General features: G+C 44.9%; 19 protein-coding genes and 5 tRNA genes. 4 read left to right on the plus strand and 20 right to left on the minus strand.

Translation table 11 applies throughout. From position 1 onward, the window contains the following. Positions 1-28 precede the first annotated feature (28 nt). The 17 genes from rpoB to mtnA form a co-directional block, all read right to left on the minus strand. Entirely contained in the window at positions 29-3,841 is a 3,813-nt protein-coding gene (rpoB, locus tag KTG12_RS04140) for a DNA-directed RNA polymerase subunit beta (RefSeq protein ID WP_005637132.1), read from the minus strand. 107 nt (positions 3,842-3,948) lie between these two features. Then, the gene (rplL, locus tag KTG12_RS04145; protein WP_005637133.1) at positions 3,949-4,326 is read right to left on the minus strand and encodes a 50S ribosomal protein L7/L12; all 378 of its coding nucleotides are present in this window, start codon (positions 4,324-4,326) and stop codon (positions 3,949-3,951) included. A gap of 45 nt (positions 4,327-4,371) precedes the next feature. After that, positions 4,372-4,902, minus strand: a complete 531-nt coding sequence (rplJ, locus tag KTG12_RS04150) for a 50S ribosomal protein L10 (protein WP_005637134.1) — start codon at positions 4,900-4,902, stop codon at positions 4,372-4,374. Between the two features lie 16 nt (positions 4,903-4,918). Continuing rightward, a complete protein-coding gene (rplA, locus tag KTG12_RS04155; protein ID WP_005637135.1) occupies positions 4,919-5,617 on the minus strand; it encodes a 50S ribosomal protein L1 in 699 nt (232 codons plus the stop codon). Between the two features lie 15 nt (positions 5,618-5,632). Beyond that, the gene (gene rplK, locus KTG12_RS04160; protein WP_005637136.1) at positions 5,633-6,076 is read right to left on the minus strand and encodes a 50S ribosomal protein L11; all 444 of its coding nucleotides are present in this window, start codon (positions 6,074-6,076) and stop codon (positions 5,633-5,635) included. A gap of 74 nt (positions 6,077-6,150) precedes the next feature. Then, positions 6,151-6,693: a transcription termination/antitermination protein NusG gene (gene nusG / locus KTG12_RS04165; RefSeq protein ID WP_005637137.1), complete on the minus strand. Its 543-nt coding sequence runs from the start codon at positions 6,691-6,693 to the stop codon at positions 6,151-6,153. A gap of 12 nt (positions 6,694-6,705) precedes the next feature. Beyond that, positions 6,706-6,900, minus strand: a complete 195-nt coding sequence (secE, locus tag KTG12_RS04170) for a preprotein translocase subunit SecE (protein WP_005637138.1) — start codon at positions 6,898-6,900, stop codon at positions 6,706-6,708. Positions 6,901-6,919: 19 nt separating this feature from the next. Beyond that, positions 6,920-6,992 (minus strand) — tRNA-Trp (locus KTG12_RS04175). Between the two features lie 48 nt (positions 6,993-7,040). Then, complete coding sequence (tuf, locus tag KTG12_RS04180; protein WP_005637139.1) at positions 7,041-8,228, minus strand: elongation factor Tu; 1,188 nt, start codon at positions 8,226-8,228, stop codon at positions 7,041-7,043. 52 nt (positions 8,229-8,280) lie between these two features. Next, positions 8,281-8,352 (minus strand) — tRNA-Thr (locus KTG12_RS04185). A 10-nt stretch (positions 8,353-8,362) separates the two neighbouring features. Next, positions 8,363-8,435 (minus strand) — tRNA-Gly (locus KTG12_RS04190). A 42-nt stretch (positions 8,436-8,477) separates the two neighbouring features. Further along, a tRNA-Tyr gene (locus tag KTG12_RS04195) sits at positions 8,478-8,560 on the minus strand. 93 nt (positions 8,561-8,653) lie between these two features. Beyond that, positions 8,654-8,727: transfer RNA gene (locus KTG12_RS04200), tRNA-Thr, on the minus strand. 96 nt (positions 8,728-8,823) lie between these two features. Continuing rightward, positions 8,824-9,123 (minus strand): ribosome hibernation-promoting factor, HPF/YfiA family, encoded by a 300-nt coding sequence (gene hpf / locus KTG12_RS04205; RefSeq protein ID WP_005637140.1) that lies wholly within the window; start codon positions 9,121-9,123, stop codon positions 8,824-8,826. Then, complete coding sequence (gene xerC, locus KTG12_RS04210) at positions 9,120-10,022, minus strand: tyrosine recombinase XerC (RefSeq protein WP_173022987.1); 903 nt, start codon at positions 10,020-10,022, stop codon at positions 9,120-9,122. The genes hpf and xerC overlap by 4 nt, the downstream gene beginning before the upstream one ends. An 82-nt stretch (positions 10,023-10,104) precedes the next feature. Beyond that, a complete protein-coding gene (gene rpsU / locus KTG12_RS04215) occupies positions 10,105-10,296 on the minus strand; it encodes a 30S ribosomal protein S21 (RefSeq protein ID WP_005637142.1) in 192 nt (63 codons plus the stop codon). 97 nt (positions 10,297-10,393) lie between these two features. Next, a complete protein-coding gene (gene mtnA / locus KTG12_RS04220) occupies positions 10,394-11,443 on the minus strand; it encodes an S-methyl-5-thioribose-1-phosphate isomerase (protein WP_005650426.1) in 1,050 nt (349 codons plus the stop codon). Between the two features lie 324 nt (positions 11,444-11,767). On the opposite strand from mtnA, the gene mnmA reads away from it, so the two are divergent. Continuing rightward, the gene (gene mnmA, locus KTG12_RS04225; RefSeq protein WP_005648093.1) at positions 11,768-12,844 is read left to right on the plus strand and encodes a tRNA 2-thiouridine(34) synthase MnmA; all 1,077 of its coding nucleotides are present in this window, start codon (positions 11,768-11,770) and stop codon (positions 12,842-12,844) included. Between the two features lie 354 nt (positions 12,845-13,198). On the opposite strand, the gene KTG12_RS04230 is transcribed toward mnmA, so the two are convergent. From KTG12_RS04230 to KTG12_RS04240, 3 genes are all read right to left on the minus strand, one after another. Then, positions 13,199-14,140, minus strand: coding sequence for a ribose-phosphate pyrophosphokinase (locus KTG12_RS04230; protein ID WP_005637158.1), 942 nt, complete (start codon positions 14,138-14,140; stop codon positions 13,199-13,201). Between the two features lie 146 nt (positions 14,141-14,286). Continuing rightward, on the minus strand, positions 14,287-15,978 hold the full coding sequence (locus tag KTG12_RS04235) for an alpha-amylase family protein (protein WP_155143699.1): 1,692 nt from the start codon (positions 15,976-15,978) through the stop codon (positions 14,287-14,289). A gap of 58 nt (positions 15,979-16,036) precedes the next feature. Further along, entirely contained in the window at positions 16,037-16,876 is an 840-nt protein-coding gene (locus tag KTG12_RS04240) for a patatin-like phospholipase family protein (RefSeq protein ID WP_119215303.1), read from the minus strand. Positions 16,877-17,056: 180 nt separating this feature from the next. Here KTG12_RS04240 and KTG12_RS04245 point away from each other — a divergent pair, with 180 nt between their 5' ends. The 3 genes from KTG12_RS04245 (at position 17,057) to KTG12_RS04255 (ending at position 23,177) form a co-directional block, all read left to right on the plus strand. Beyond that, on the plus strand, positions 17,057-19,261 hold the full coding sequence (locus KTG12_RS04245) for a sodium-translocating pyrophosphatase (RefSeq protein ID WP_155143697.1): 2,205 nt from the start codon (positions 17,057-17,059) through the stop codon (positions 19,259-19,261). 465 nt (positions 19,262-19,726) lie between these two features. After that, a complete protein-coding gene (locus KTG12_RS04250; RefSeq protein ID WP_005637168.1) occupies positions 19,727-21,919 on the plus strand; it encodes a glutamine synthetase III in 2,193 nt (730 codons plus the stop codon). A 97-nt stretch (positions 21,920-22,016) separates the two neighbouring features. Then, positions 22,017-23,177, plus strand: a complete 1,161-nt coding sequence (locus KTG12_RS04255) for a 6-bladed beta-propeller (protein WP_155143695.1) — start codon at positions 22,017-22,019, stop codon at positions 23,175-23,177. The last annotated feature ends 6 nt before the right edge of the window (positions 23,178-23,183 follow it).

Here is a 23,183-nt window from a genome sequence, read left to right on the forward strand (position 1 = left end):
AAACTCATCTACTTATATTGTTTTTGAATTAATCCAGAGTAAAGCTTAAACCAAGACCTCTCAGCTCGTGCAGCAATACGTTCAAAGATTCGGGGATACCCGGTTGTGGCATCGGATCACCTTTCACAATTGCTTCGTAAGCCTTAGAACGTCCAACAACGTCGTCAGATTTGATCGTAAGAATTTCCTGAAGAACATGTGCAGCACCGAAAGCTTCCAGTGCCCAAACTTCCATCTCTCCGAAACGCTGACCACCAAACTGTGCCTTACCACCCAGAGGCTGCTGAGTAATAAGAGAGTACGGACCGATTGAACGAGCATGCATCTTATCGTCAACCATGTGACCCAACTTCAGGAAGTAAGTAACACCCACTGTAGCCGGCTGGTCAAAACGTTCACCTGTTCCACCGTCATACAAGTAGCTCTTACCGTAACGGGGTAATCCGGCTTTGTCCGTCCATTCATTCATATCATCTAATGTTGCACCATCAAAGATAGGAGTAGCAAATTTAACCCCCATCGTCCGGCCTGCCCAACCTAACACAGCTTCAAAAATCTGTCCTAAGTTCATACGAGAAGGTACACCCAGCGGATTCAAACAGATATCAACCGGAGTTCCATCTTCAAGGAATGGCATATCTTCCTGACGGACGATCTTGGAAACAATACCCTTGTTACCATGACGACCGGCCATCTTATCCCCAACCTGGATCTTACGTTTCTTAGCAATGTAAACCTTAGCCATCTGAACAATACCAGTAGGCAGTTCATCGCCGATCGTAAGATCAAATTTCTTACGTCTCAACTCAGCATCCAGTTCCTTATATTTCTTCAAATAATTCAGAATCACCTGCTTGATAAGTTCGTTCTTATCAGCATCGGCAGTCCATTTACTTACTTGGATAGAATTATAATCCAATTCTTCCAGAGCCTTGCGAGAGAACTTTACTCCCTTCGCAATAATCTCTGTATTCATATAGTCTTTAACTCCCTGAGAAACCTTACCATTAGTCAAAACCAACAGTTTATCAACCAACAAGTTCTTCAGGTCAGCCATCTTCATTTCGTATTCCTCATCCAATTTAGGAAGAATAGCCTTGTCTGTCAGTCTGGACTTACGCTTCTTGATGGCTTTCGAGAATAAAGCAGTTTCAATAACTACACCACGAAGAGACGGGGTTGCTTTCAAAGAAGCATCTTTCACATCACCAGCCTTATCGCCGAAAATTGCACGAAGCAATTTTTCCTCTGGAGAAGGATCAGATTCACCCTTCGGAGTAATCTTACCAATTAAAATATCACCCGGTTCAATACGAGCACCCACACGGACAATACCTCTTTCATCCAAATCCTTAGTCGCTTCTTCGCTGACATTCGGGATATCGGAAGTCAACTCTTCCATACCACGTTTCGTTTCACGAACCTCCAAAATGTATTCGTCAACGTGAACTGAAGTAAAGAAGTCTTCACGGACCATACGTTCGTTCAAAACGATAGCATCCTCATAGTTGTAACCCTTCCACGGCATATATGCCACTTTCACGTTACGTCCCAAGGCCAACTCACCATTCTGAGTAGAATAACCTTCCGTCAGGATATCGCCAGCCTTCACACGCTGACCACGATGACAGATCGGACGCAGATCGACAGTCGTACTTTGGTTAGTCTTACGCCACTTCGGAATATTGTATGTCTTAACCGCATCTTCGAAACTTACGAATTCTTCATCTTCCGAGCGGTCATATTTGATCTTGATACAAGTTGCATCCACAAATACAACTTCTCCCTCACGTTCAGCCATGATCTGGGTACGTGAATCACGAGCAACCTGCGCTTCGATACCTGTACCAACGATTGGAGCATCCGTACGCAGCAAAGGAACAGCCTGGCGCATCATGTTAGATCCCATCAATGCACGGTTAGCATCGTCATGTTCCAAGAACGGAATCAAAGAAGCCGCAATAGAAGCAATCTGCTGTGGAGCAACGTCCATCAAATCGATCTCCGTAGGAGGCACGACCGGGAAATCAGCTTCAAAACGAGCTTTCACTCTATCACGAACAAACTTGCCGTTATCATCCAATGGAGCATTTCCTTGGGCAATCGTCAATTCTTCTTCTTCTTCTGCAGTATAATATTGTAAACCTTCCTCAGAAAAGTCCACCTTACCATCAACAACCTTACGGTACGGAGTAGAGATAAAACCAAGATCGTTAATCTTAGCATATACACACAAAGAAGAGATCAAACCGATGTTCGGTCCCTCAGGAGTTTCAATTGGACAAAGACGACCATAATGCGTATAGTGTACGTCACGAACCTCAAATCCAGCACGTTCACGAGACAGACCACCCGGTCCCAATGCAGACAAACGACGTTTATGCGTAATTTCAGCCAGTGGATTTGTCTGGTCCATAAACTGAGACAAAGCATTCGTTCCGAAGAATGAGTTAACGACAGAAGAAATAGTCTTCGCGTTAATCAAATCAATCGGAGTAAACACTTCATTATCGCGTACATTCATACGTTCACGAACCGTACGAGACATACGAGCCAAACCAATACCGAACTGGTTGTACAGCTGTTCGCCCACTGTACGCACACGACGGTTGCTCAAATGGTCGATATCATCAACGATCGCTTTCGAGTTGATCAACTCAATCAGATACTTGATGATCTCGATTATATCTTCTTTTGTCAAAACCTTAATATCATCGCTGGTAGTAAGGTTCAACTTCTTATTAATTCTGTAACGGCCAACTTCACCTAAATCATAACGCTTTTCAGAGAAGAACAGGTTCTGAATAACTTCACGGGCACTTGCTTCATCTGCAGGTTCTGCATTTCGCAACTGACGATAAATATACAGGACAGCTTCCTTTTCAGAGTTACTAGGGTCTTTCTGAAGCGTATTATAGATGATAGCATAATCTGAAAGATTCTGGTCCTCACGATGTAATAGAATGTTTTGCGTGCCAGATTCCAGAATAGCCTCAATATTGTCGCTATCGAGAACCGACTCACGGTCGATGATAACGTCATTACGTTCAATAGAAACAACCTCACCGGTATCTTCATCTACGAAATCTTCCACCCAAGTCTTCAAAACACGAGCAGCCAGTTTACGACCGATCAGCTTCTTCAGGTTAGCTTTCGAAACTTTTACTTCTTCAGCCAGATTAAAGATCTCGAGAATGTCTTTATCGCTTTCAAAACCAATAGCTCTTAAAAGGGTTGTTACAGGTAATTTCTTTTTACGGTCGATGTAAGCATACATCACATTGTTGATGTCAGTTGCAAACTCGATCCAGGAACCTTTAAAAGGAATGATACGCGCTGAATACAACTTCGTACCATTGGCATGTGTACTTTGTCCAAAGAATACACCCGGTGAACGGTGCAATTGTGAAACCACAACACGCTCCGCACCATTTATCACGAAAGTGCCCCTTTCCGTCATATACGGAATCGGGCCCAGATATACGTCCTGTATCACTGTATCGAAATCCTCGTGATCAGGGTCTGTACAATACAGTTTTAACTTCGCTTTTAAAGGCACACTATAGGTTAACCCGCGAGCAATACATTCGTCAATCGTATAGCGAGGCGGATCTATATAGTAATCTAAGAACTCCAACACAAAATTGTTACGCGTATCTGCTATCGGAAAATTCTCGGCAAATACCTTATACAATCCCTCCTTTTTTCTCTTTTCAGGAGGTGTGTCAAGTTGAAGAAAGTCTTGGAATGACTTCAATTGTACTTCGAGAAAGTCCGGATATGGGAACTGATTTTTGATCGAAGCAAAATTAACTCTTTGGTTTTCAGCTGTTGAAGACATCTAGTAAGGAATTTATTGAACTTATTGAAATTATAGACACAAAAAGGTTAAGAATCTCCTTTAAGGGAGACTCTTAACCAAATCACCTGATTACCAGGTTATAAATACTATTTAAGCTCAACTTCAGCTCCAGCTTCTTCCAACTGTTTCTTCAATGCTTCAGCATCAGCTTTAGCGATTCCTTCTTTGATAGCGCTAGGAGCACCGTCAACCATATCTTTAGCTTCTTTCAAACCAAGACCAGTTAATTCTTTTACTAACTTAACGATAGCCAGCTTGTTTGCACCAGCTGCTTTCAATACTACGTCAAAAGAAGTTTTTTCTTCTGCAGCGGCAGCAGCGCCACCGGCAGCAGGACCAGCAACAGCAACAGCTGCAGCTGCAGGTTCGATACCATATTCTTCTTTCAGGATTGTAGCCAGTTCGCTAACTTCTTTTACGGTCAGGTTTACTAATTGTTCTGCAAAAGCTTTCAAATCTGCCATTTTTGTATGATTTAAATGTTTGTTTATCTGTGTAAATTAAAAAAATTATCTTTCTTCCAAAGTCTTCAACAGACCATGGATAGTTTGTCCTGATGACTGAAGAGCAGAGATAACGTTCTTCGCCGGAGATTGCAACAACATGATAACATCTCCGATAAGTTCGTTTTTGCTCTTGATATTTACCAAGGCTTCGAGATTTTCTGCACCGATATAGAAACTTTCCTGTACATAGGCAGCTTTCAATTCCGGCTTAACAGGAGCATCCTTTTTAGCATCTTTAGTAAATTCCTTAATCAGACGAGCGGGAGCATTAGCAGTCTGTGAGAACATCACAGCTGTATTGCCTTTCATTGCAACCTGCAGAGGTGAGAAATCACCTTCTACATTTTCCAATGCCTTTTTAAGCAAGTTATTCTTTACAACAACCAACTTGATCTCTTTCTTGAAACATTCCCGTCTCAATTTGCTGGTTTTCTCAGCATCCAATGCTTCGATGTCAGTCAAATAAAAGTTAGGATATTCCTTTACGATCTCAGTCAGTTGACCTATAATTAAGCCTTTATCTTCCTTTTTCATTGTCCAATAATTTTAATTAGTTTTCTTCAACTGATTTGGGGTCAATTTTAATACCCGCACTCATTGTACTTGAAAGATAAATGCTCTTTATATATGTACCTTTAGCTGCAGACGGTTTCAACTTCAAAAGAGTTGAAATAAATTCCTTAGCATTGTCACGAATCTGATCGGAATTGAAAGAAATCTTACCGATTGAAGTGTGAACGATACCGGATTTGTCTACCTTAAAGTCGATCTTACCTTGCTTAACTTCTTTCACTGCGTTTCCAATTTCATTGGTAACCGTACCACTCTTTGGGTTAGGCATCAAACCACGCGGGCCTAATACTCTACCCAGAGCACCAATCTTACCCATGATAGAAGGCATAGTGATAATTACGTCAATATCAGTCCAACCGCCTTTAATCTTTTCAATATACTCGTCCAATCCAACATAGTCAGCACCTGCAGCAGTAGCTTCAGCTTCCTTGTCTGGTGTACATAATGCGAGAACCCGAACCTGCTTACCCGTTCCGTGAGGCAGTGAAACCACACCTCTCACCATTTGGTTAGCTTTACGAGGGTCAACACCTAAACGAACATCAACATCTACAGAGGCATCAAACTTAGTAGTAGTAATTTCTTTTACCAAAGCTGAAGCTTCTTTCAATGTGTACGCTTTCCCAGCTTCAATCTTGCCCAAAGCCAACTTTTGATTTTTTGTAAGTTTACTCATCTCAATTGAAGTTTATTAATTATTACCCGGGAATGTCCCTTTAACAGTGATACCCATACTTCTTGCTGTTCCGGCAACCATTCTCATAGCTGACTCGACAGTGAAGCAGTTCAGATCGACCAACTTGTCCTCTGCAATAGTTTTTACCTGATCCCAAGAGATTTCTGCAATCTTCTTACGATTCGGCTCAGCAGAACCACTCTTCTGTTTGGAAGCTTCCAACAACTGGATAGCAACAGGAGGAGTTTTTACAACAAAGTCGAAAGACTTATCGGCATAGTAAGTGATTACAACAGGTAATATCTTACCGGCCTTGTCTTGGGTTCTGGCATTAAATTGCTTGCAAAACTCCATAATATTAATACCCTTAGAACCCAGAGCAGGTCCTACAGGGGGAGAAGGGTTTGCTGCTCCTCCTTTAATCTGCAATTTGATTTGTCCAGCAACTTCTTTAGCCATTGTTTCTAAAATTTTTTAGATATATAACATCGATAACTTTTAAAGAAAGACAGTACTTTTCGTAACAAAAGCACTTATTCCTTCTCCACTTGCATATAACCCAACTCAAGCGGTGTTTTACGTCCGAAAACTTTTACCATCACTTTAAGTTTCTTTTTCTCGGCATTGACCTCCTCAATCACACCAGTGAAGCCATTAAAGGGTCCAAAAGTGATTTTCACATTCTCACCAACATAAAACTGAATATCTAGGTCATCTTGCTGTTCCTGCAATTCATCAACCGTACCTAAAATACGACTAACTTCTGCCGGGCGCAAGGGAACGGGATTATCCGATCCACCCAAAAAACCGATTACGTTAGGAATGTTTCTCAATCGATGAGCGACTTCTCCAACCAAAGCGGCTTCTACCAAAACGTATCCAGGCAAGTAAGCACGTTCTTTCATCACCTTCTTACCATTACGTACCGTAAAAGTCTTTTCAGTAGGAATCAAGACCTGTGACACATACTCACCTAAGTCAGTATTCTTCAACTCAGCCTCAAGATACTCTCTGACTTTATTCTCCTTGCCACTAATAGCACGCAGAACATAAAATTTCTTTTGAATATCAGACATACTTTAAACTGATTAAAAGATTTTCTCGTAGAAGAAACGCATCACGCCCTCAAAGCCTAAATCAATAACAAAGATTAATGCCGCAATTATAAGGGAAGCAAACATAACAACCACAGCACTATTGGAAAGCTCTGTTCTCGTAGGCCAAGAAACTTTATAAACAAGTTCGTTATAAGATTCCTTAATATAATTAATTATCTTTTTCATCGAATCTATAGATTTTTAGCACGGAACGAGAGGCTCGAACTCCCGACACCTGGTTTTGGAGACCAGTGCTCTACCAACTGAGCTAGTTCCGTAAAATAGCCAGCCCTAAAAAAAGACTGGCTACATTTTATATGTTTGAATTAGTTTTCTAATTCTGTGATCTGACCAGCACCTACTGTACGACCACCTTCGCGGATAGCGAAACGAAGACCTACATTACAAGCTACCGGATAGATCAGTTCAACGTCAATTGTAACGTTATCACCAGGCATTACCATTTCAGTTCCTTCCGGAAGAGTGATTTCACCAGTTACGTCCAATGTACGGATATAGAACTGAGGACGATATTTGTTGTGGAACGGAGTGTGACGACCACCTTCTTCTTTCTTCAAGATATAAACCTCAGCTTTGAAACGAGAATGTTCTTTTACCTGACCCGGGTGGCAGATTACCATACCACGTTTGATTTCGTTCTTGTCGATACCGCGAAGCAACAAACCAACGTTGTCACCAGCTTCACCCTGATCCAGTAACTTACGGAACATTTCAACACCTGTAACAACAGATTTCTTTCCGTCAGCACCCAAACCGATGATCTGAACTTCATCACCAACTTTCACAATACCAGTTTCGATACGACCAGTAGCAACTGTACCACGACCAGTAATAGAGAATACGTCTTCGATAGGCATCAAGAAAGGCTTGTCAACTTCACGCGGAGGCAGCGGAATCCAAGTATCGCAAGCTTCCATCAGTTCCATTACTTTTTCTTCCCATTTCGGATCGCCATTCAAAGCACCCAAAGCAGAACCACGAATGATCGGAGTGTTATCACCATCGAAATCATAGAATGAAAGAAGTTCTCTCATTTCCATTTCAACCAGTTCCAACATTTCTTCGTCGTCCACCATGTCACATTTGTTCATGAAAACAACCAATCTCGGAACGTTTACCTGACGAGCCAACAAGATGTGCTCGCGAGTCTGAGGCATAGGACCATCAGTAGCAGCAACTACGATGATAGCACCGTCCATCTGAGCAGCACCAGTTACCATGTTCTTTACGTAGTCGGCGTGACCCGGACAGTCTACGTGAGCATAGTGACGGTTTGCAGTCGAATACTCTACGTGAGAAGTGTTGATAGTGATACCTCTTTCTTTTTCTTCAGGAGCGTTGTCGATTGAGTCGAATGAACGCAATTCTGAAAGACCTTTCTTTGCCAATACTGTTGTGATAGCAGCTGTCAAAGTTGTTTTACCGTGGTCAACGTGACCAATCGTACCAATGTTCACATGTGGTTTCGATCTGTCAAATTTCTCTTTTGCCATAACTTAATTGTTCTTTATTTGATTAATGATCATGTTCTAAAATACCATTTTGAGCCGGTGCCGAGACTTGAACTCGGGACCTCTTCCTTACCAAGGAAGTGCTCTACCGCTGAGCTACACAGGCAATAAATAAGAGCGGAAGACGGGACTCAAACCCGCGACCCTCAGCTTGGAAGGCTAATGCTCTATCAACTGAGCTACTTCCGCAATTTCAAACAAACCAATTCTTTTATAAATTGTTTTATTTTGTGGGCAGTGATGGATTCGAACCACCGAAGTCGAAAGACAGCTGAGTTACAGTCAGCCCCATTTGGCCACTCTGGTAACTGCCCAATAAGTTGACAGTTGAAAATTGATAGTTGACAAATAAAACTGGAAAGTGACATAAACTGTCAACTGTCAACTTTCCACTATCAACTATTTTGAGCCTCTTGTCGGATTCGAACCAACGACCCCGAGATTACAAATCACGTGCTCTGGCCAACTGAGCTAAAGAGGCATATCTGCTTCAAAAAGCAGCCGTTTCGTCACCAAGGCGAAACGGCTGCAAATTTAGGCATTATTTCTTATATACCAAATTTATCTACCGTTTTTTTTATTTGGCTCTGATTTTTTCCTTGAATTTAACTAACTGTTTCTCCAATGCTTCTACGCATTCGTCAATTGATTCTTCAAAGGTATCATTTACCTTTTCGGCAAAACAATCTCCATTTTTAATAATCAACCGAATAGCAGCTTCTTTATTCTTTGCAGATTCTGGTTTTACAACCTTTAAACTAACTTCTGCCGATATAATGCCGTCGAAATACTGTTCCAACTTAGCCACTTTCTTCTGAATAAACGCTTCTAATTGATCAGTTGCATCAAAATGGATTGCTTGAATTCTAATGTTCATAATAAACCTCCTTCTTTTTGTGCTCTTGGATGAGCATGATACACTTTTTTTAATTCCTCAAAGGTTGTATGTGTGTAAATACTGGTAGAAGCCAGACTGCTATGACCGAGTAACTCTTTCACGGCGTTCAACTCCGCTCCATTATTCAACATACTTGTTGCAAACGAATGTCTTAATACGTGGGGACTGCATTTTGCCAATGTCGGAATGTCCGAAAGCTTCTTTTTTACTATCGTATAAAGAATACCCGTAGACAATTGTTCTCCATTCTTCCGGACAAAGAACCATCCGCATCCTGCGTCAACTTCACGATTTCGGACTTCAGTGTATGCAAGCATCAAGTTTTTTAATCTTTCTGCAAAAGGAATCAGCCGCTGCTTGTTACGCTTACCTGTCACCCTGATCAGCATAGCATCGTAGTCTATATCGGTATCTTGTAAACCGACCAGCTCCGAACGTCTCACCCCGGTATCATACAGCATTTCAAGTATCAGACGATCCCTCACCCCTTCAAAATCCTCATCAAACCCGTCTCCATCCAACAACTCTTCCATATCCTTCTCTTTTACAAAAGTAGGTAACGGCTTCTTTGTTTTCGGACCGGTCACAAACCGTAACGGATTTACAGAAACGAATCCCTGCTTCATAAGGAATTTAAAAAAAGATTTCAAAGAACTCAATTTCCGATTGACAGATACGGGCGAAATCTTATTATCCAACAAAGATATAATCCAATTCCGTACAATATCCGTATCAACTTCCCCCGGCACAAATATGCCTTCCTTCTTCTCTTTTACAAAATCTTCAAACTGCTGTAAATCTTTAAAATAAGCATTAATCGTATATTCGGAATAATTCCGCTCATACCGAAGATAATCTAAAAATGAATCAATCAGCACATTCACGTTGCATCAACTTTTATGCAACGAAAATAAGAATAAGAATCCAATAAAACAAGCCTGGCAGATAGATTTTGTATTTTTATTCTTCTACCTGCTGTAATTGCTGAACGTAAACAGCACGCATAGTTTGTTTTCTCTTTGCTACAGAGGGTTTTTCGAAAGCCTGACGGTTTCTCAATTCTTTTACTACACCTGTTTTTTCGAACTTTCTTTTGAATTTCTTCAGCGCTTTTTCAATGTTTTCGCCTTCTTTTAATGGAACTACGATCATAATTTAATTTATTATATTGTTTAATTACTATATCCACAAATTGGGCAGCAAAATTACTGATTGTTTCGGGATTAGCAAAACTTTCCGTAAATATTTTTCAGAAATCCTCCAGACGGAAAGGAGGATAAGCAATACCTTTTTCGGTTATAATCGCAGTTATCAAGTCGTGAGGAGTTACATCAAAAGCCGGATTATAAGCTTTCACCCCTTCAGGAGCCATCCGCGAAGCATACCACATATCCGTAATTTCCTTGGGATTCCGTTCTTCTATCACGATCGAATCCCCATCCGGACAATTCAAATCAATAGTGGATGTCGGACCTAACACATAAAAAGGAATACCGTAATAACGAGCCAGGATCGCCACTCCCGAAGTCCCGATCTTATTAGCCGTATCGCCATTTGCCGCGACCCGGTCGCAACCGACCACGACAGCCTGTACCCAGCCTTTCCGCATGACGGCCGACGCCATATTATCACAAATCAAGGTAACATCCACACCCACCTTCTGCAATTCGTAGGCCGTCAGGCGTGCACCCTGCAACAGCGGACGCGTTTCATCGGCAAACACCTTAAAGCCATATCCACGTTCTTCTCCTAAATAAACCGGAGCGAGAGCCGTTCCATATTCCGATACCGCCAAATGACCGGCATTGCAATGTGTCAGGATTCCCATTCCCGGGCGCAACAAGGACAAGCAGTTCTCTCCTATCTTACGGCAAGCAGCCGCATCTTCCGCCCGGATCGCCTCCGCCTCGACACGCAACAGTTCCACTATTTCCGGAACAGGATTCACAGAATGGGCGACCACAACTTTTTCCATCCGGTCCAAAGCCGCAACCAAGTTGACCGCAGTAGGGCGAGAAGATGCCAGATAATCCTTGATTCGGAGAAACTCACTGCAAAAACCACCATAAGTGTTTGCCGCAATCTGTCGGCTACAAACATAAATGCCATAGGCAGCAGCTATCCCGATAGCCGGCGCCCCGCGCACCTTTAATCTATATATAGCCTCCCAAATCTCTTCTGCAGAAGAAAGGGAAACATAGACTTCAGATCCCGGCAAGCAGGTCTGGTCCAAGATAATCACAGCACTCCCGTCCTGACTCAAACGGACCGTCTTTAAATCTGTTATGTCTACATTCATAAAAGAGAACTATTATGGATGCGAAAATAAGCAATTCCGATGAGATGAAAAATGTTTTGCAGGTTAAAAGTATCCCAACTAGAATCGCTCTTTCAATTCTATCAAATCGTCACTACTATCCCTTCAGTTAGAATAAGATTCGTCCGGCTAGATATAATACCGTAATCGAGCAGTTCCAAACCCAACATTTCCGAAAGATACTGCCAATAATTTTTCGTCGTCCCGACATGTATCTTATCGGTAATCGATGCACCCAAAGTATCTCTCCTGTTTTAATTGAAAAATTTACCGTACCTTTGTACAATTCTTATTCACTGTAAAAATATGGAAATCGCAGCATTAGTTTCGGGAGGAGTAGATAGCTCCGTAGTCGTCCACCAGTTGAAAGAGGCAGGATACGATCCTACCATTTTCTATATCCGTATCGGCATGGAAGATAAAGACGGATATATAGACTGCCCTGCCGAAGAAGATATTGAAATCACCTCTTATATCGCCAAGAAGTACGGTTGCCGGTTTGAAATCGTCTCCTTGCACGACGAATATTGGGATCGTGTCGTGAGCTACACCATTGATTCCGTAAAACGCGGACTCACCCCCAACCCGGATATGATGTGCAATAAATATATCAAATTCGGCTGCTTCGAAGAGAAATGGGGAAAGGATTTCGATAAAATAGCGACCGGTCATTACGCCACGACAACCGAGATAGACGGTAAAGTATGGCTTTCCACCGCCAAGGATCCGGTAAAAGATCAGACCGACTTCCTCGGCCAAATCACTCGTTTGCAAATACAGAAATTAATGTTCCCGATCGGACATCTCATGAAAAGCGAAGTCCGAGCTATAGCCGAACAACAAAAACTGCCGAGTGCCAAACGGAAAGACAGCCAGGGAATCTGCTTCTTAGGCAAGATCAACTATAATGATTTCATCGAACGCTACCTGGGCAAACGAACCGGAAAGATCGTCGAACTGGAAACAGGCAAGGTGTTAGGCAAACACAACGGCTACTGGTTCCACACCATCGGACAGCGTAAGGGTTTAGGCTTAAGCGGAGGACCGTGGTTCGTTATCAAAAAGGACATCAAGCGGAACATTATCTATGTTTCCAACGGTTATGATCCGGAAACACAGTACGGCAAGATTATCAACATGCACGGCTTCGACTTTATCACCGAAGACCCATGGGGAGAATTTGAAGACGAGAAAGAGATCACTTTCAAGATCCGCCACACACCGGACTTCACACACGGCCGCATCCGTCGCATCGGAGACTTATACCGCATCGAATCCGACAACAAAATCCAAGGAATAGCCCCCGGACAGTACGGAGTAGTCTACGACAAAGACCATCGTCTTTGCCTCGGCAGTGGCATGATTATTGATGAAGAGAAATAGGCAAATTGCTAATTATTATTTTTGGCCGTAATATTCAAATTAAGTAAAGATAGAGGCAACAAGTAAAAAAGAAACGGTAAAAACATAAGTATGACGGTCTATGGGAGTGCCATTATATAATCAGACCGGTTATTAGTCTGGAGCCAAAACGAAACAGAGTTTATACTCCTTTTTACCGATACCGGTACGCATGCTGATCCATTCTGACCTATAGATTAAACCAATAATTCATCTTAATCATATCAAGCGAGAAGGTTCTCGCTCTTTTTCATGCAGACAAAGTTAAGAATTATATGGAAATAAAAAGGCTGCTCATCCCGCAGGATTGCAGCCTTTCCTTGATATATGCATTAATTAAATAGTATACAGAGAACTGATAGATTCACCGCTACAAACACGACGGATGGCTTCGGCAAACATATCGGCAACAGACAACACTTTCACCTTTTCGCATTTCTTTGCATAAGGGATAGAATCCGTAAAGATCATTTCAGTCAAAGCAGACTGGTCTACACGTGTAGAAGCCGGGTCGGACATAACGGCATGACTGGCGATGGCACGCACGGATTTAGCACCGTTTTCGAGCATCAGGTTGGCAGCCTTCGTAATAGTACCGGCCGTATCCACCATATCGTCGATCAAAAGTACATCCAAACCTTTCACATCACCGATGATACGCATTTCGGCCACTTCATTGGCACGCAGACGTGACTTGTGGCAAATAACCATCGGCAAACCCAGGTATTTGGAATAACTGCTGGCACGTTTAGTTCCTCCAACATCCGGTGTAGCGATACACAGGTTATCCAGAGGCAATGATGTTTTAATGTAATCCAGGAAAATGGAAGATGCATACAAGTGGTCGACCGGAACATTAAAGAATCCCTGAATCTGATCGGCATGCAGGTCCATCGTAATCAAGCGGTCGATACCGGCAGTACTCAGCATGTCTGCGATCAGTTTGGCCCCGATAGAAACACGCGGTTTATCTTTTCTATCCTGACGTGCCCAACCGAAATAAGGAATAACTGCGATTACAGAGTGTGCTGAAGCACGCTTGGCAGCATCGATCATCAGGAGAAGCTCCATCAGATTATCAGAGTTAGGAAACGTTGATTGTACCAGGAATACATCGCGACCGCGAATCGACTCTTCATAAGAGACGGCAAATTCACCATCGGCAAAGTGTTGAATGTTCATCTGTCCCAGCGGACAACCAAGACTATTGCAAATTTTCTCTGCAAGATACCGGGAGTTAGTTCCCGAAAACACCAAGAAAGGAGTTTGTGCACTCATTATTCCGAATATTTATCTTAAGTAAATAGATTTGAATTGTGAGTGCAAAGGTACAAAACAATTATGATTTATGATTTATGATTTATGATTTATTACCAAACACATCGGTCAGAGCAGATCATAAATCACAAACCATAAATCATAAATCAATATGTAAACTTCAGTAAACGACCGGAATAAGCAGGTATAACGACCTGATAGGGCCAAGCAGCCGTCAATGTGCTGATACAGTTCTCTCCAGTCATCAGATCGGTCTGTACGGCAGCTTTGTTGTCCCCGAAATCAAGTGCCTTGAATGCCTCGTCAGGAATTTGGATGCGTACCGTCTGCTCTGCCTTGTCAAAGTTGACCACCACTAACAACACTTCATTCTGATATTTACGCATGAACACGAATTGACGGTGTGAATTAAAATACGGATTGCTCAGGTTTGCATACATCAAATCATAGAAAACTCCTTCCGTGATAACCCGTTCGGACTTTGATATATTCAAGATCTTTGCATACACCTCGCGCAACTGCCGTTGTTCGGCAGTCAGTTTGCCCCCATCGAAAGCTCCCTCGTTTATCCAGTTACGCAAGCTGGCAAGACTCCAGTAATCAAAAATCGTCGTGCGCCCATCACGTCCGCTGAACCCTTCATCGTCCATTCCCGGCTCTCCTAACTCCTGTCCGCTGTAGATCATCACCGGATTGGTATTCATCATAGCCAACACGATCATCCCCGGAATTCCCGGACGCGGATCACCGGCAAAGAAGTAAGAAGCGATACGCTGCTCGTCATGGTTTTCAAGGAAGTTCAACATATTATGCTGGATGCCTTCGAGTGACTGCCAGCATCCGGAGATATTGCTTGCCGGAGCCTGGTTACACATGACCGCCCGTACCGTATCGTACAGTCCGACCTTATCATACAAATAATCAAAATGTCCGTTCCAGATATAATTGCGATATTCTGCCGGATTATAAACTTCGGCAATAAAACAAACATCATAAGCCTGTTTCACCTTCGGGATCACCCAGTTCCAGAATTCAACCGGAACCATTTCCGCCATATCGCACCGGAAACCGTCTATCCCTTTTTCCGCCCAGAAAAGCAGGATATCCAGCATCTTCGCCCATGTATTGGGAACCGGATCAAAATGCAGGGTACGGCCGTTCACATAATCAACACCATAATTCAACTTGACCGTCTCATACCAGTCGTTTTGTCCGGGACAGGTACTGAAGCAATCATTCCCCGTGACTTTCGCCGGAAATTCACTATATTCAAAATCTTCCTGCTGAGCACCGAATTGCAGACACAAAGTCTGCCCCGGTATATAATAGAAATTATTATTAGGATCGAAAGCTTTCGAAGTATTGTCTTTTTGCCCCAAGTCTTCCACATATGCCATCTTGGCATCCGAATAATACTGGCGGGCCACATGATTAGGTACGAAATCGATGATTACTTTCATTCCGGCTTCATGCGTCCTTCTGACCAGCGATTCGAATTCTTTCATACGGTCAGGCACATTATCGGCCAGGTCCGGGTCTATATCATAATAATCTTTGATCGCATAAGGCGAGCCGGCATTCCCCTTTACGACTGCCGCATGGTCTCTTCGTATCTGGTAAGCCGTATAATCAGTATTCGTTGCATGTTCGATCACTCCGGTATACCAGATATGGGTGGTTCCCAACTCCTTAATCTTGGACAAAGCAACCGGCGTAAAGTCCGAAAACTTTCCTACTCCGTTTTCAACTTTACTTCCATTCTTCACCAGGGATGATTTCATATTTCCAAACCAACGTGGAAAGACCTGATATATTACCATCTTATTTGCCTGTTTCATCGCGTTATTTGCCAACTTAGTTAATATTTGGAGTGAACACCGGAACTTCCGGAAAAAACTATGGCATCAAGGCGTTGTTTCTTCTTGCCATAATAGCGTTCACCAAGGTTTCATATTTATTTTCTTTTATCACGACCTCGAATGCCCGGATCGCCGCAGCATATCCGATACCCGCGATCTCATCCACATTTTCCAGATCGAATGTCTTATACATACCGAACTCCTCCGCCTCGATCAGGACATCGCACATCTCGCGGTCCTCCAACGTGTTTGCCCGGAACATATAGTGGTAGGAACGTTCCGCGATATGGAAAATCGTCTGCTTGTACTTTTGCGGGACAAGGGGACTGACATTCACACCGATGATACGTTCACACTCTTCACGGATGATCGAAACCGGGAAATTATGGAAAAGACCTCCATCAACATAATGCACTCCGTTTATCACGACCGGGCTAAAGATAATCGGAATACTACAGGAAGCGGTCACCGCCTCTACGATGGGGCCGCTACGAAACTCATGGCTCTCGCCATTGTCAAGATCGGTCGCCACGACAACCAAAGGAGTTTTCAGCTCTTCAAACGTTTTAGCCCTCAAATGACGACGAAGGAAATAGCGGAACCGCTTGCTGTCGAACAATCCCGATTTCGGGATTTGCAACTGGGCGAATTCGGAAAACTCACGTCCGGTAAAGAGTTCTTTAATTTCGTCGGACGTATAGCCATCGGCAAACAAAGCACCCATCAACGAACCGACACTCGTACCAACGATGATATCCGGCTTCAGACCGCATTCTTCCAGTAATCTAAAAACTCCGATATGAGCGAAACCTTTCGCTCCTCCTCCGCTCAAAGCCAAGCCTAATTTACAGGTCTTATGGTTCGTTTCTTCCGTCATTTGCGTTTTCATTCTTATTCTGTGACAAATATGCTGTTTTTTTTAGAATGAAACATTATTATTTACGAAAAAGTTTCTCTACTTCTTTATTTTTGTTATATTTACAGATGAACAATAAAGGATCGTAAGACGCTAAGTGTCAAAACGATTAAATTCGTATTAATTTTAAATCTCATTGCTATGATTACACCTATTTTTTGGATCATACCGGTAGCCTCCATCCTGGCACTGGTATTTGCTTGGTTCTTCTTCAGGCAGATGATGAAAGAGAGTGAAGGGACGGAGTTAATGGCAAAAATAGCCCGGCACGTACGCAAAGGAGCTATGTCATACCTGAAACAACAATACAAGGTTGTCGCTTCGGTGTTTCTCGCCCTGGTGGTTTTGTTCTCCATCATGGCGTATGGATTCGGAGTACAAAACGAATGGGTTCCGATCGCTTTCCTGACCGGCGGTTTCTTCTCTGGTCTTGCCGGTTTCTTAGGGATGAAGACGGCTACTTACGCATCCGCCCGTACCGCCAATGCCGCCCGGTCGTCTTTGAATAGCGGCTTGCAGGTTGCTTTCAGGAGCGGTGCCGTAATGGGGCTGGTTGTCGTCGGCCTCGGCTTGCTGGACATTTCGTTCTGGTACATATTATTGAATATCTGCATTCCGGCAGAAACGATGGATGCCACACATAAACTGACCATCATAACCACCACCATGCTGACCTTCGGTATGGGAGCTTCCACACAGGCACTCTTCGCCCGTGTCGGCGGTGGTATCTACACAAAAGCAGCCGATGTCGGAGCCGACCTGGTCGGCAAAGTCGAAGCCGGCATCCCCGAAGACGACCCGCGCAACCCGGCAACCATTGCCGACAATGTGGGAGACAACGTCGGAGATGTGGCCGGCATGGGGGCGGATTTGTACGAATCATATTGCGGTTCCATTCTGGCAACCTCCGCATTGGGTGCTGCCGCATTCGTGGCGTCCGGCGACGTAGAGATGCAATACAAGGCGATCGTGGCGCCGATGCTGATCGCCGCGGTCGGGATCGTATTGTCGATCATCGGCATCTTCGCCGTCCGTACGAAGGAAAATGCGACTATACGTGAGCTGCTGAAAGCGCTTGCCATAGGGACAAACCTAAGTTCCGTGTTGATCGCCCTCTCCACTTTCGGCATTCTTTATTTGTTAGAGTTGGACAATTGGTTCTGGATCAGTTGTTCGGTTATAATCGGATTGTTGGTAGGGATCGTGATCGGCCAATCGACGGAATACTACACCTCCCAGTCTTATAAGCCCACCCAGCGGGTTTCAGAGGCCGGACTGACCGGACCGGCAACGGTGATTATCTCCGGCTTGGGGCTGGGCATGCTATCGACCGCCATTCCGGTACTGGCCGTAGTAGCCGGGATCATCTGTTCGTTCCTTTTTGCTTCCGGCTTCGATTTCAACAATGTAGGGATGGGGTTGTACGGCATCGGCATCGCCGCCGTCGGAATGCTCTCGACATTAGGGATCACTTTGGCTACGGACGCTTACGGGCCTATTGCCGACAATGCCGGCGGCAATGCGGAAATGTCCGGCTTGGGCAAAGAAGTACGCAAACGTACGGATGCGCTCGACTCCTTAGGCAACACGACCGCCGCAACAGGCAAAGGGTTTGCGATCGGCTCGGCAGCCTTGACTGGCTTGGCTTTGCTGGCTTCTTACGTGGAAGAGATTAAAATAGGCTTGCTCCGGTTGGGCGAAACAGTCCTGACATTTTCCGACGGCAAAGCCATCGAGGTATCAAAAGCCTCTTTCTCCGACTTTATGATCTATTATGATGTCACACTTATGAACCCGAAGGTGTTGGCGGGGATGTTCCTCGGCTCCATGATGGCTTTCATGTTCTGCGGGTTGACAATGAATGCAGTCGGACGGGCAGCCGGACACATGGTGGAGGAAGTACGCCGCCAGTTCCGTGAAATCCCCGGAATACTAACAGGAAAAGCCGAACCCGATTACGCCCGTTGCGTGGCCATCTCGACAAAAGGGGCGCAGCATGAGATGGTGACCCCTTCCCTGTTAGCCATCATCGCACCGATCCTCACCGGTCTGATATTCGGAGTGACAGGAGTGGTCGGACTGCTGATCGGCGGCCTGAGCACCGGGTTCGTACTGGCGATCTTCATGGCCAATTCGGGAGGCGCCTGGGACAACGCCAAGAAACATATCGAAGAAGGAAACCACGGCGGCAAGGGCAGCGAAGCCCATAAGGCGACAGTCGTAGGCGATACGGTCGGCGACCCGTTCAAAGACACCTCCGGTCCCAGCCTCAACATCCTGATCAAGCTGATGAGCATGGTAGCGATCGTCATGGCAGGATTGACAGTAGCCTGGAGTTTGTTCTGATCGGGTGATAGGTGATAGGTGAAAAGGCCTTTTTGTAAAACTTTTCTGAGTTTGAATTAAAAAACGTCACCTTAAAGGCGGCGTTTTTTAATTCATTTTTCCTAAACTTTTACAGAAACGGGGGTTTACCTATCACCTATCACCATAAATCACTGATAATCAATAATAGCATTTCTTAATACACCTTTTTTATTTATCCCACGCGATGAAATGTTTGAATCTTCATTTACGCCCTCATTCGAAAGGACAGACACCCCAAAAAGGCTACCGTAAAGCTATGCTTTATGAAGGCTAAAGCTATGGGTTACGCAACCTAATGCATAGCTTTAGAGAAGCTGGTGCATTGCCGAACGGGATGCGCCGGGACAAATCGTTTCCTACTCATCTATTTTTAACTACCGGATGAAAGCATTCATGGAGAATTGCATGTATCTTTGCAGCCGGTATAACATAAAAACAATCTGTATGTCAATCTCACGCTTCAATGCAGTGGAGAAAGCATCCAACCGAAAGGCAGTGGAAGCCATTACTCCCAATCAGAAAGTATCCGAATATTATGGTGAGAACGTCTTCAACCGGAAGGCAATGCAAAAGTATCTCTCCAAGGAAACCTACAAAGCCCTGACCCATGCCATCGACAACGGAACCCCTATCGACCGCGAAATAGCCAATCATGTGGCTGCCGGCATGCGCATGTGGGCACTGGAAAAAGGAGTCACACATTACACACACTGGTTCCAGCCTCTTACCGACGGGACAGCCGAAAAGCACGACGCATTCGTCGAACATGACGGCGGCGGTGGCATGATCGAAGAATTCAGCGGCAAGCTGCTCGCACAACAGGAGCCGGACGCATCCAGCTTCCCCAACGGCGGATTGCGCAACACGTTCGAAGCCCGCGGCTATTCGGCTTGGGACCCCTCCTCACCTGCGTTTATCGTAGACGACACCTTGTGTATCCCGACCGTATTCATCGCCTATACCGGTGAAGCGCTGGACTACAAGACCCCGCTGATCCGCTCCATCGAAGCCTTGAACAAGGCAGCCAAAGATGTCTGCCATTATTTCAACGAAGACGTCAATAAAGTCATCACCTATTTAGGTTGGGAACAGGAGTATTTCCTGGTAGACGAAGACCTCTATTCCGCCCGTCCCGACCTGTCGCTGACGGAACGTACTCTCTTAGGACACGAAAGCGCGAAGAACCAGCAATTGGACGACCACTATTTCGGAGCCATTCCCTCCCGTGTACAGGAGTTTATGAAAGACCTGGAAACTGAATGCTACAAGTTGGGCATCCCGGTCAAGACACGCCATAACGAGGTTGCCCCGAACCAGTTCGAGCTAGCGCCTATTTACGAGGAATGCAACCTCGCCAACGACCATAACCAGTTGTTGATGTCAGTGATGAAACGTGTTTCCCGCCGCCACAACTTCCGCGTGCTGCTCCACGAAAAGCCTTTTATGGGCGTGAACGGTTCGGGCAAGCACTGCAACTGGTCGATGGGAACCGATACGGGCATCAACCTCTTCTCTCCGGGAAAGGACCGGGAAGACAACCTGCGTTTCATCACATTCGTGGTCAACTCGCTGATGGCCGTTTATAAATACAACGCCTTGCTGAAAGCCAGTATCGCTTCGGCTACCAACGCGCACCGCCTGGGCGCCAACGAAGCGCCTCCCGCCATCATCTCATCCTTCTTAGGAACACAGATCACCGAAATTCTGGACAAGTTCGAGAACTGTTCCATCGAAGACGCTATCGAGGTGGACGACAAGAAACGCCTGCATCTCGGCTTCGGACAGATCCCTGAACTGCTGTTAGACAATACGGACCGTAACCGCACCTCTCCTTTTGCTTTCACCGGAAACCGTTTCGAATTCCGTGCATTGGGATCGTCGGCCAACTGCGGTTCGGCGATGTTGGCACTGAACTCTGCCGTAGCCTACCAGCTCCGCCAGTTCAAACAGGATGTCGAAGCCTTGCGTGCCGAAGGAAAGAGCAAGGAGGCCGCCATCTTCGAAGTGCTGAAAGCCTATATCAAGGAATCCAAACCGATCCGTTTCGACGGGAACGGCTACGGCGACGAATGGAAGGAAGAAGCTGCCCGCCGCGGCCTGGATTGCGAAAACAGCGTTCCGTTACAATACGATGCTTACCTGAAACCGGAAGTTATCCGGATGTTCAAGGAAACGGGTGTACTGAGCGAAAAGGAATTGGAAGCCCGCAACGAAGTGAAATGGGAAATCTATATCAAAAAGGTACAGATCGAAGCTCGTGTCCTTGGCGACCTATCGCTCAACCATATCATCCCGGTTGCCGTCCGCTACCAGTCATTGCTATTGGACAACATCGCCAAGCTGAAAGAGACTTTCGGCGGATATCCGGAATATGACGATATGTCGGAAGAGCCCCGACGCCTGGTTCGCAAGATTGCCGGACATATCTGTTCCGTCACTCGCATGGTGGACGAAATGGTGGAAGCCCGCAAAAAAGCAAACCGTATCACGGATTTGCGTACCAAAGCGATCGCTTACCATGATACCGTCGCTCCCTATCTGGACGAAATCCGTAGCCACATCGACGACCTGGAGCTGATGGTCGATAACCAGATGTGGCCGCTGCCGAAATATAGGGAACTGTTGTTCATCCGTTAATTTACATTAATCATTTAATTATTATATAAGTATGAATAGTTCGTATCTACGAATTATTCATACTTTTGTTTTTATAATCACTTAAATCTACGTGAATATGAAAACAAAAGCATTCCTTCCCGCTATCGTTTTCCTTCTGGCAAGCCTTGCAAGTTGTAATTCCTCCGTTCCGAAATCGTTGGTAACTGACGACGGCAGTGTCAGGATAATCGAAAACCCGGACGGCCCGCTTTACATCTGCGACCTGAAAGCGGCAGGCGATACGATTGATATCCCACTTAGCGAACTGGTCGAAGATTGCCGGATCGTGCGTTTTGAAACCTCCGACGAGGCCCTGTTCAAGGCCTGGTGGATCGAGGTGAGCGATAACTACATTTGCGTACGACAGCAATCCAACGTGGTCAAGCTATACGACAAGGACGGAAAATTCCTCTGCAACATAGGTGCAATGGGAAACGGACCGGGCGAGTATCCGGTGACTATCTACGACGGGAGTATCGACGAACGAGGCGGCCATATATTCCTCTCTCTCTTTTATGGGAAGAAAATCATGATGTACGGCCTTGACGGGAAATGGATAAAAGATATCAATCTTCCCGGACAAATCAACAAACCGAAAATCGAGGTCAATGCCGACGGTACGCTCTCGGTCGTACACATGCCTTTTGAAGAAGGGACGCCGATCGCTTTCCGGATGGACACGAACGGGAACATCCTATCACAAATACCGGCACTCGACTATATGTTGGCAGGAAATTTCGACAATGAGATATTTTCCTACCGGAATACCGGAATATTCGACTTCTTTTATACCGGCATCGACACGACTTTCACATACGATACGGAAGCAAACAAGCTGATCCCCCGTTTCACGATGAACTTCCCCGGTTTTGCCCAAAAACCTATCCATATCTACACGGAACTGCCCAACCATATCCTCATCCACTACTACACTTGGGATAAAGGCCGGTTCACACCCGGAGGAGACATACTGGTAGATAAGATGAAAATGTCATCTTCCCAATATCACCTGGTCAACGACTTCTACGGGAATCTCCCGATTCCCAATCCGAACAACCACTTCAACAAGGGCAGATTCATTTTCAATGTCGAACCGGCTGCACTTCAGGAAATGATCGAAGCCCATCTCGCCTCCGGCAAATGTCCTCCCGAAGCGAAAGCCCAACTGAAAGAATTGGCCACTACGCTCCATGAGAACGACAATAACCTGATGTTTGTGGGAAAGCTGAAGAGGTAAAAAGAA

Origin of the sequence: Parabacteroides sp. MSK.9.14 (assembly GCF_019041495.1) — a bacterium.
Classification (GTDB): domain Bacteria; phylum Bacteroidota; class Bacteroidia; order Bacteroidales; family Tannerellaceae; genus Parabacteroides; species Parabacteroides merdae.

Excerpts from the sequence above, each read along its gene's own strand:
- rpoB (WP_005637132.1), bottom strand. The coding sequence starts at position 3,841 with ATGTCTTCAACAGCTGAAAACCAAAGAGTTAATTTTGCTTCGATCAAA.
- rplL (WP_005637133.1), bottom strand. The coding sequence starts at position 4,326 with ATGGCAGATTTGAAAGCTTTTGCAGAACAATTAGTAAACCTGACCGTA.
- rplJ (WP_005637134.1), bottom strand. The coding sequence starts at position 4,902 with ATGAAAAAGGAAGATAAAGGCTTAATTATAGGTCAACTGACTGAGATC.
- rplA (WP_005637135.1), bottom strand. The coding sequence starts at position 5,617 with ATGAGTAAACTTACAAAAAATCAAAAGTTGGCTTTGGGCAAGATTGAA.
- rplK (WP_005637136.1), bottom strand. The coding sequence starts at position 6,076 with ATGGCTAAAGAAGTTGCTGGACAAATCAAATTGCAGATTAAAGGAGGA.
- nusG (WP_005637137.1), bottom strand. The coding sequence starts at position 6,693 with ATGTCTGATATTCAAAAGAAATTTTATGTTCTGCGTGCTATTAGTGGC.
- secE (WP_005637138.1), bottom strand. The coding sequence starts at position 6,900 with ATGAAAAAGATAATTAATTATATTAAGGAATCTTATAACGAACTTGTT.
- tuf (WP_005637139.1), bottom strand. The coding sequence starts at position 8,228 with ATGGCAAAAGAGAAATTTGACAGATCGAAACCACATGTGAACATTGGT.
- hpf (WP_005637140.1), bottom strand. The coding sequence starts at position 9,123 with ATGAACATTAGAATTCAAGCAATCCATTTTGATGCAACTGATCAATTA.
- rpsU (WP_005637142.1), bottom strand. The coding sequence starts at position 10,296 with ATGATCGTAGTTCCATTAAAAGAAGGCGAAAACATTGAAAAAGCGCTG.
- mtnA (WP_005650426.1), bottom strand. The coding sequence starts at position 11,443 with ATGAATGTAGACATAACAGATTTAAAGACGGTCCGTTTGAGTCAGGAC.
- mnmA (WP_005648093.1), top strand. The coding sequence starts at position 11,768 with ATGGAAATCGCAGCATTAGTTTCGGGAGGAGTAGATAGCTCCGTAGTC.
- KTG12_RS04230 (WP_005637158.1), bottom strand. The coding sequence starts at position 14,140 with ATGAGTGCACAAACTCCTTTCTTGGTGTTTTCGGGAACTAACTCCCGG.
- KTG12_RS04235 (WP_155143699.1), bottom strand. The coding sequence starts at position 15,978 with ATGAAACAGGCAAATAAGATGGTAATATATCAGGTCTTTCCACGTTGG.
- KTG12_RS04240 (WP_119215303.1), bottom strand. The coding sequence starts at position 16,876 with ATGACGGAAGAAACGAACCATAAGACCTGTAAATTAGGCTTGGCTTTG.
- KTG12_RS04245 (WP_155143697.1), top strand. The coding sequence starts at position 17,057 with ATGATTACACCTATTTTTTGGATCATACCGGTAGCCTCCATCCTGGCA.
- KTG12_RS04250 (WP_005637168.1), top strand. The coding sequence starts at position 19,727 with ATGTCAATCTCACGCTTCAATGCAGTGGAGAAAGCATCCAACCGAAAG.
- KTG12_RS04255 (WP_155143695.1), top strand. The coding sequence starts at position 22,017 with ATGAAAACAAAAGCATTCCTTCCCGCTATCGTTTTCCTTCTGGCAAGC.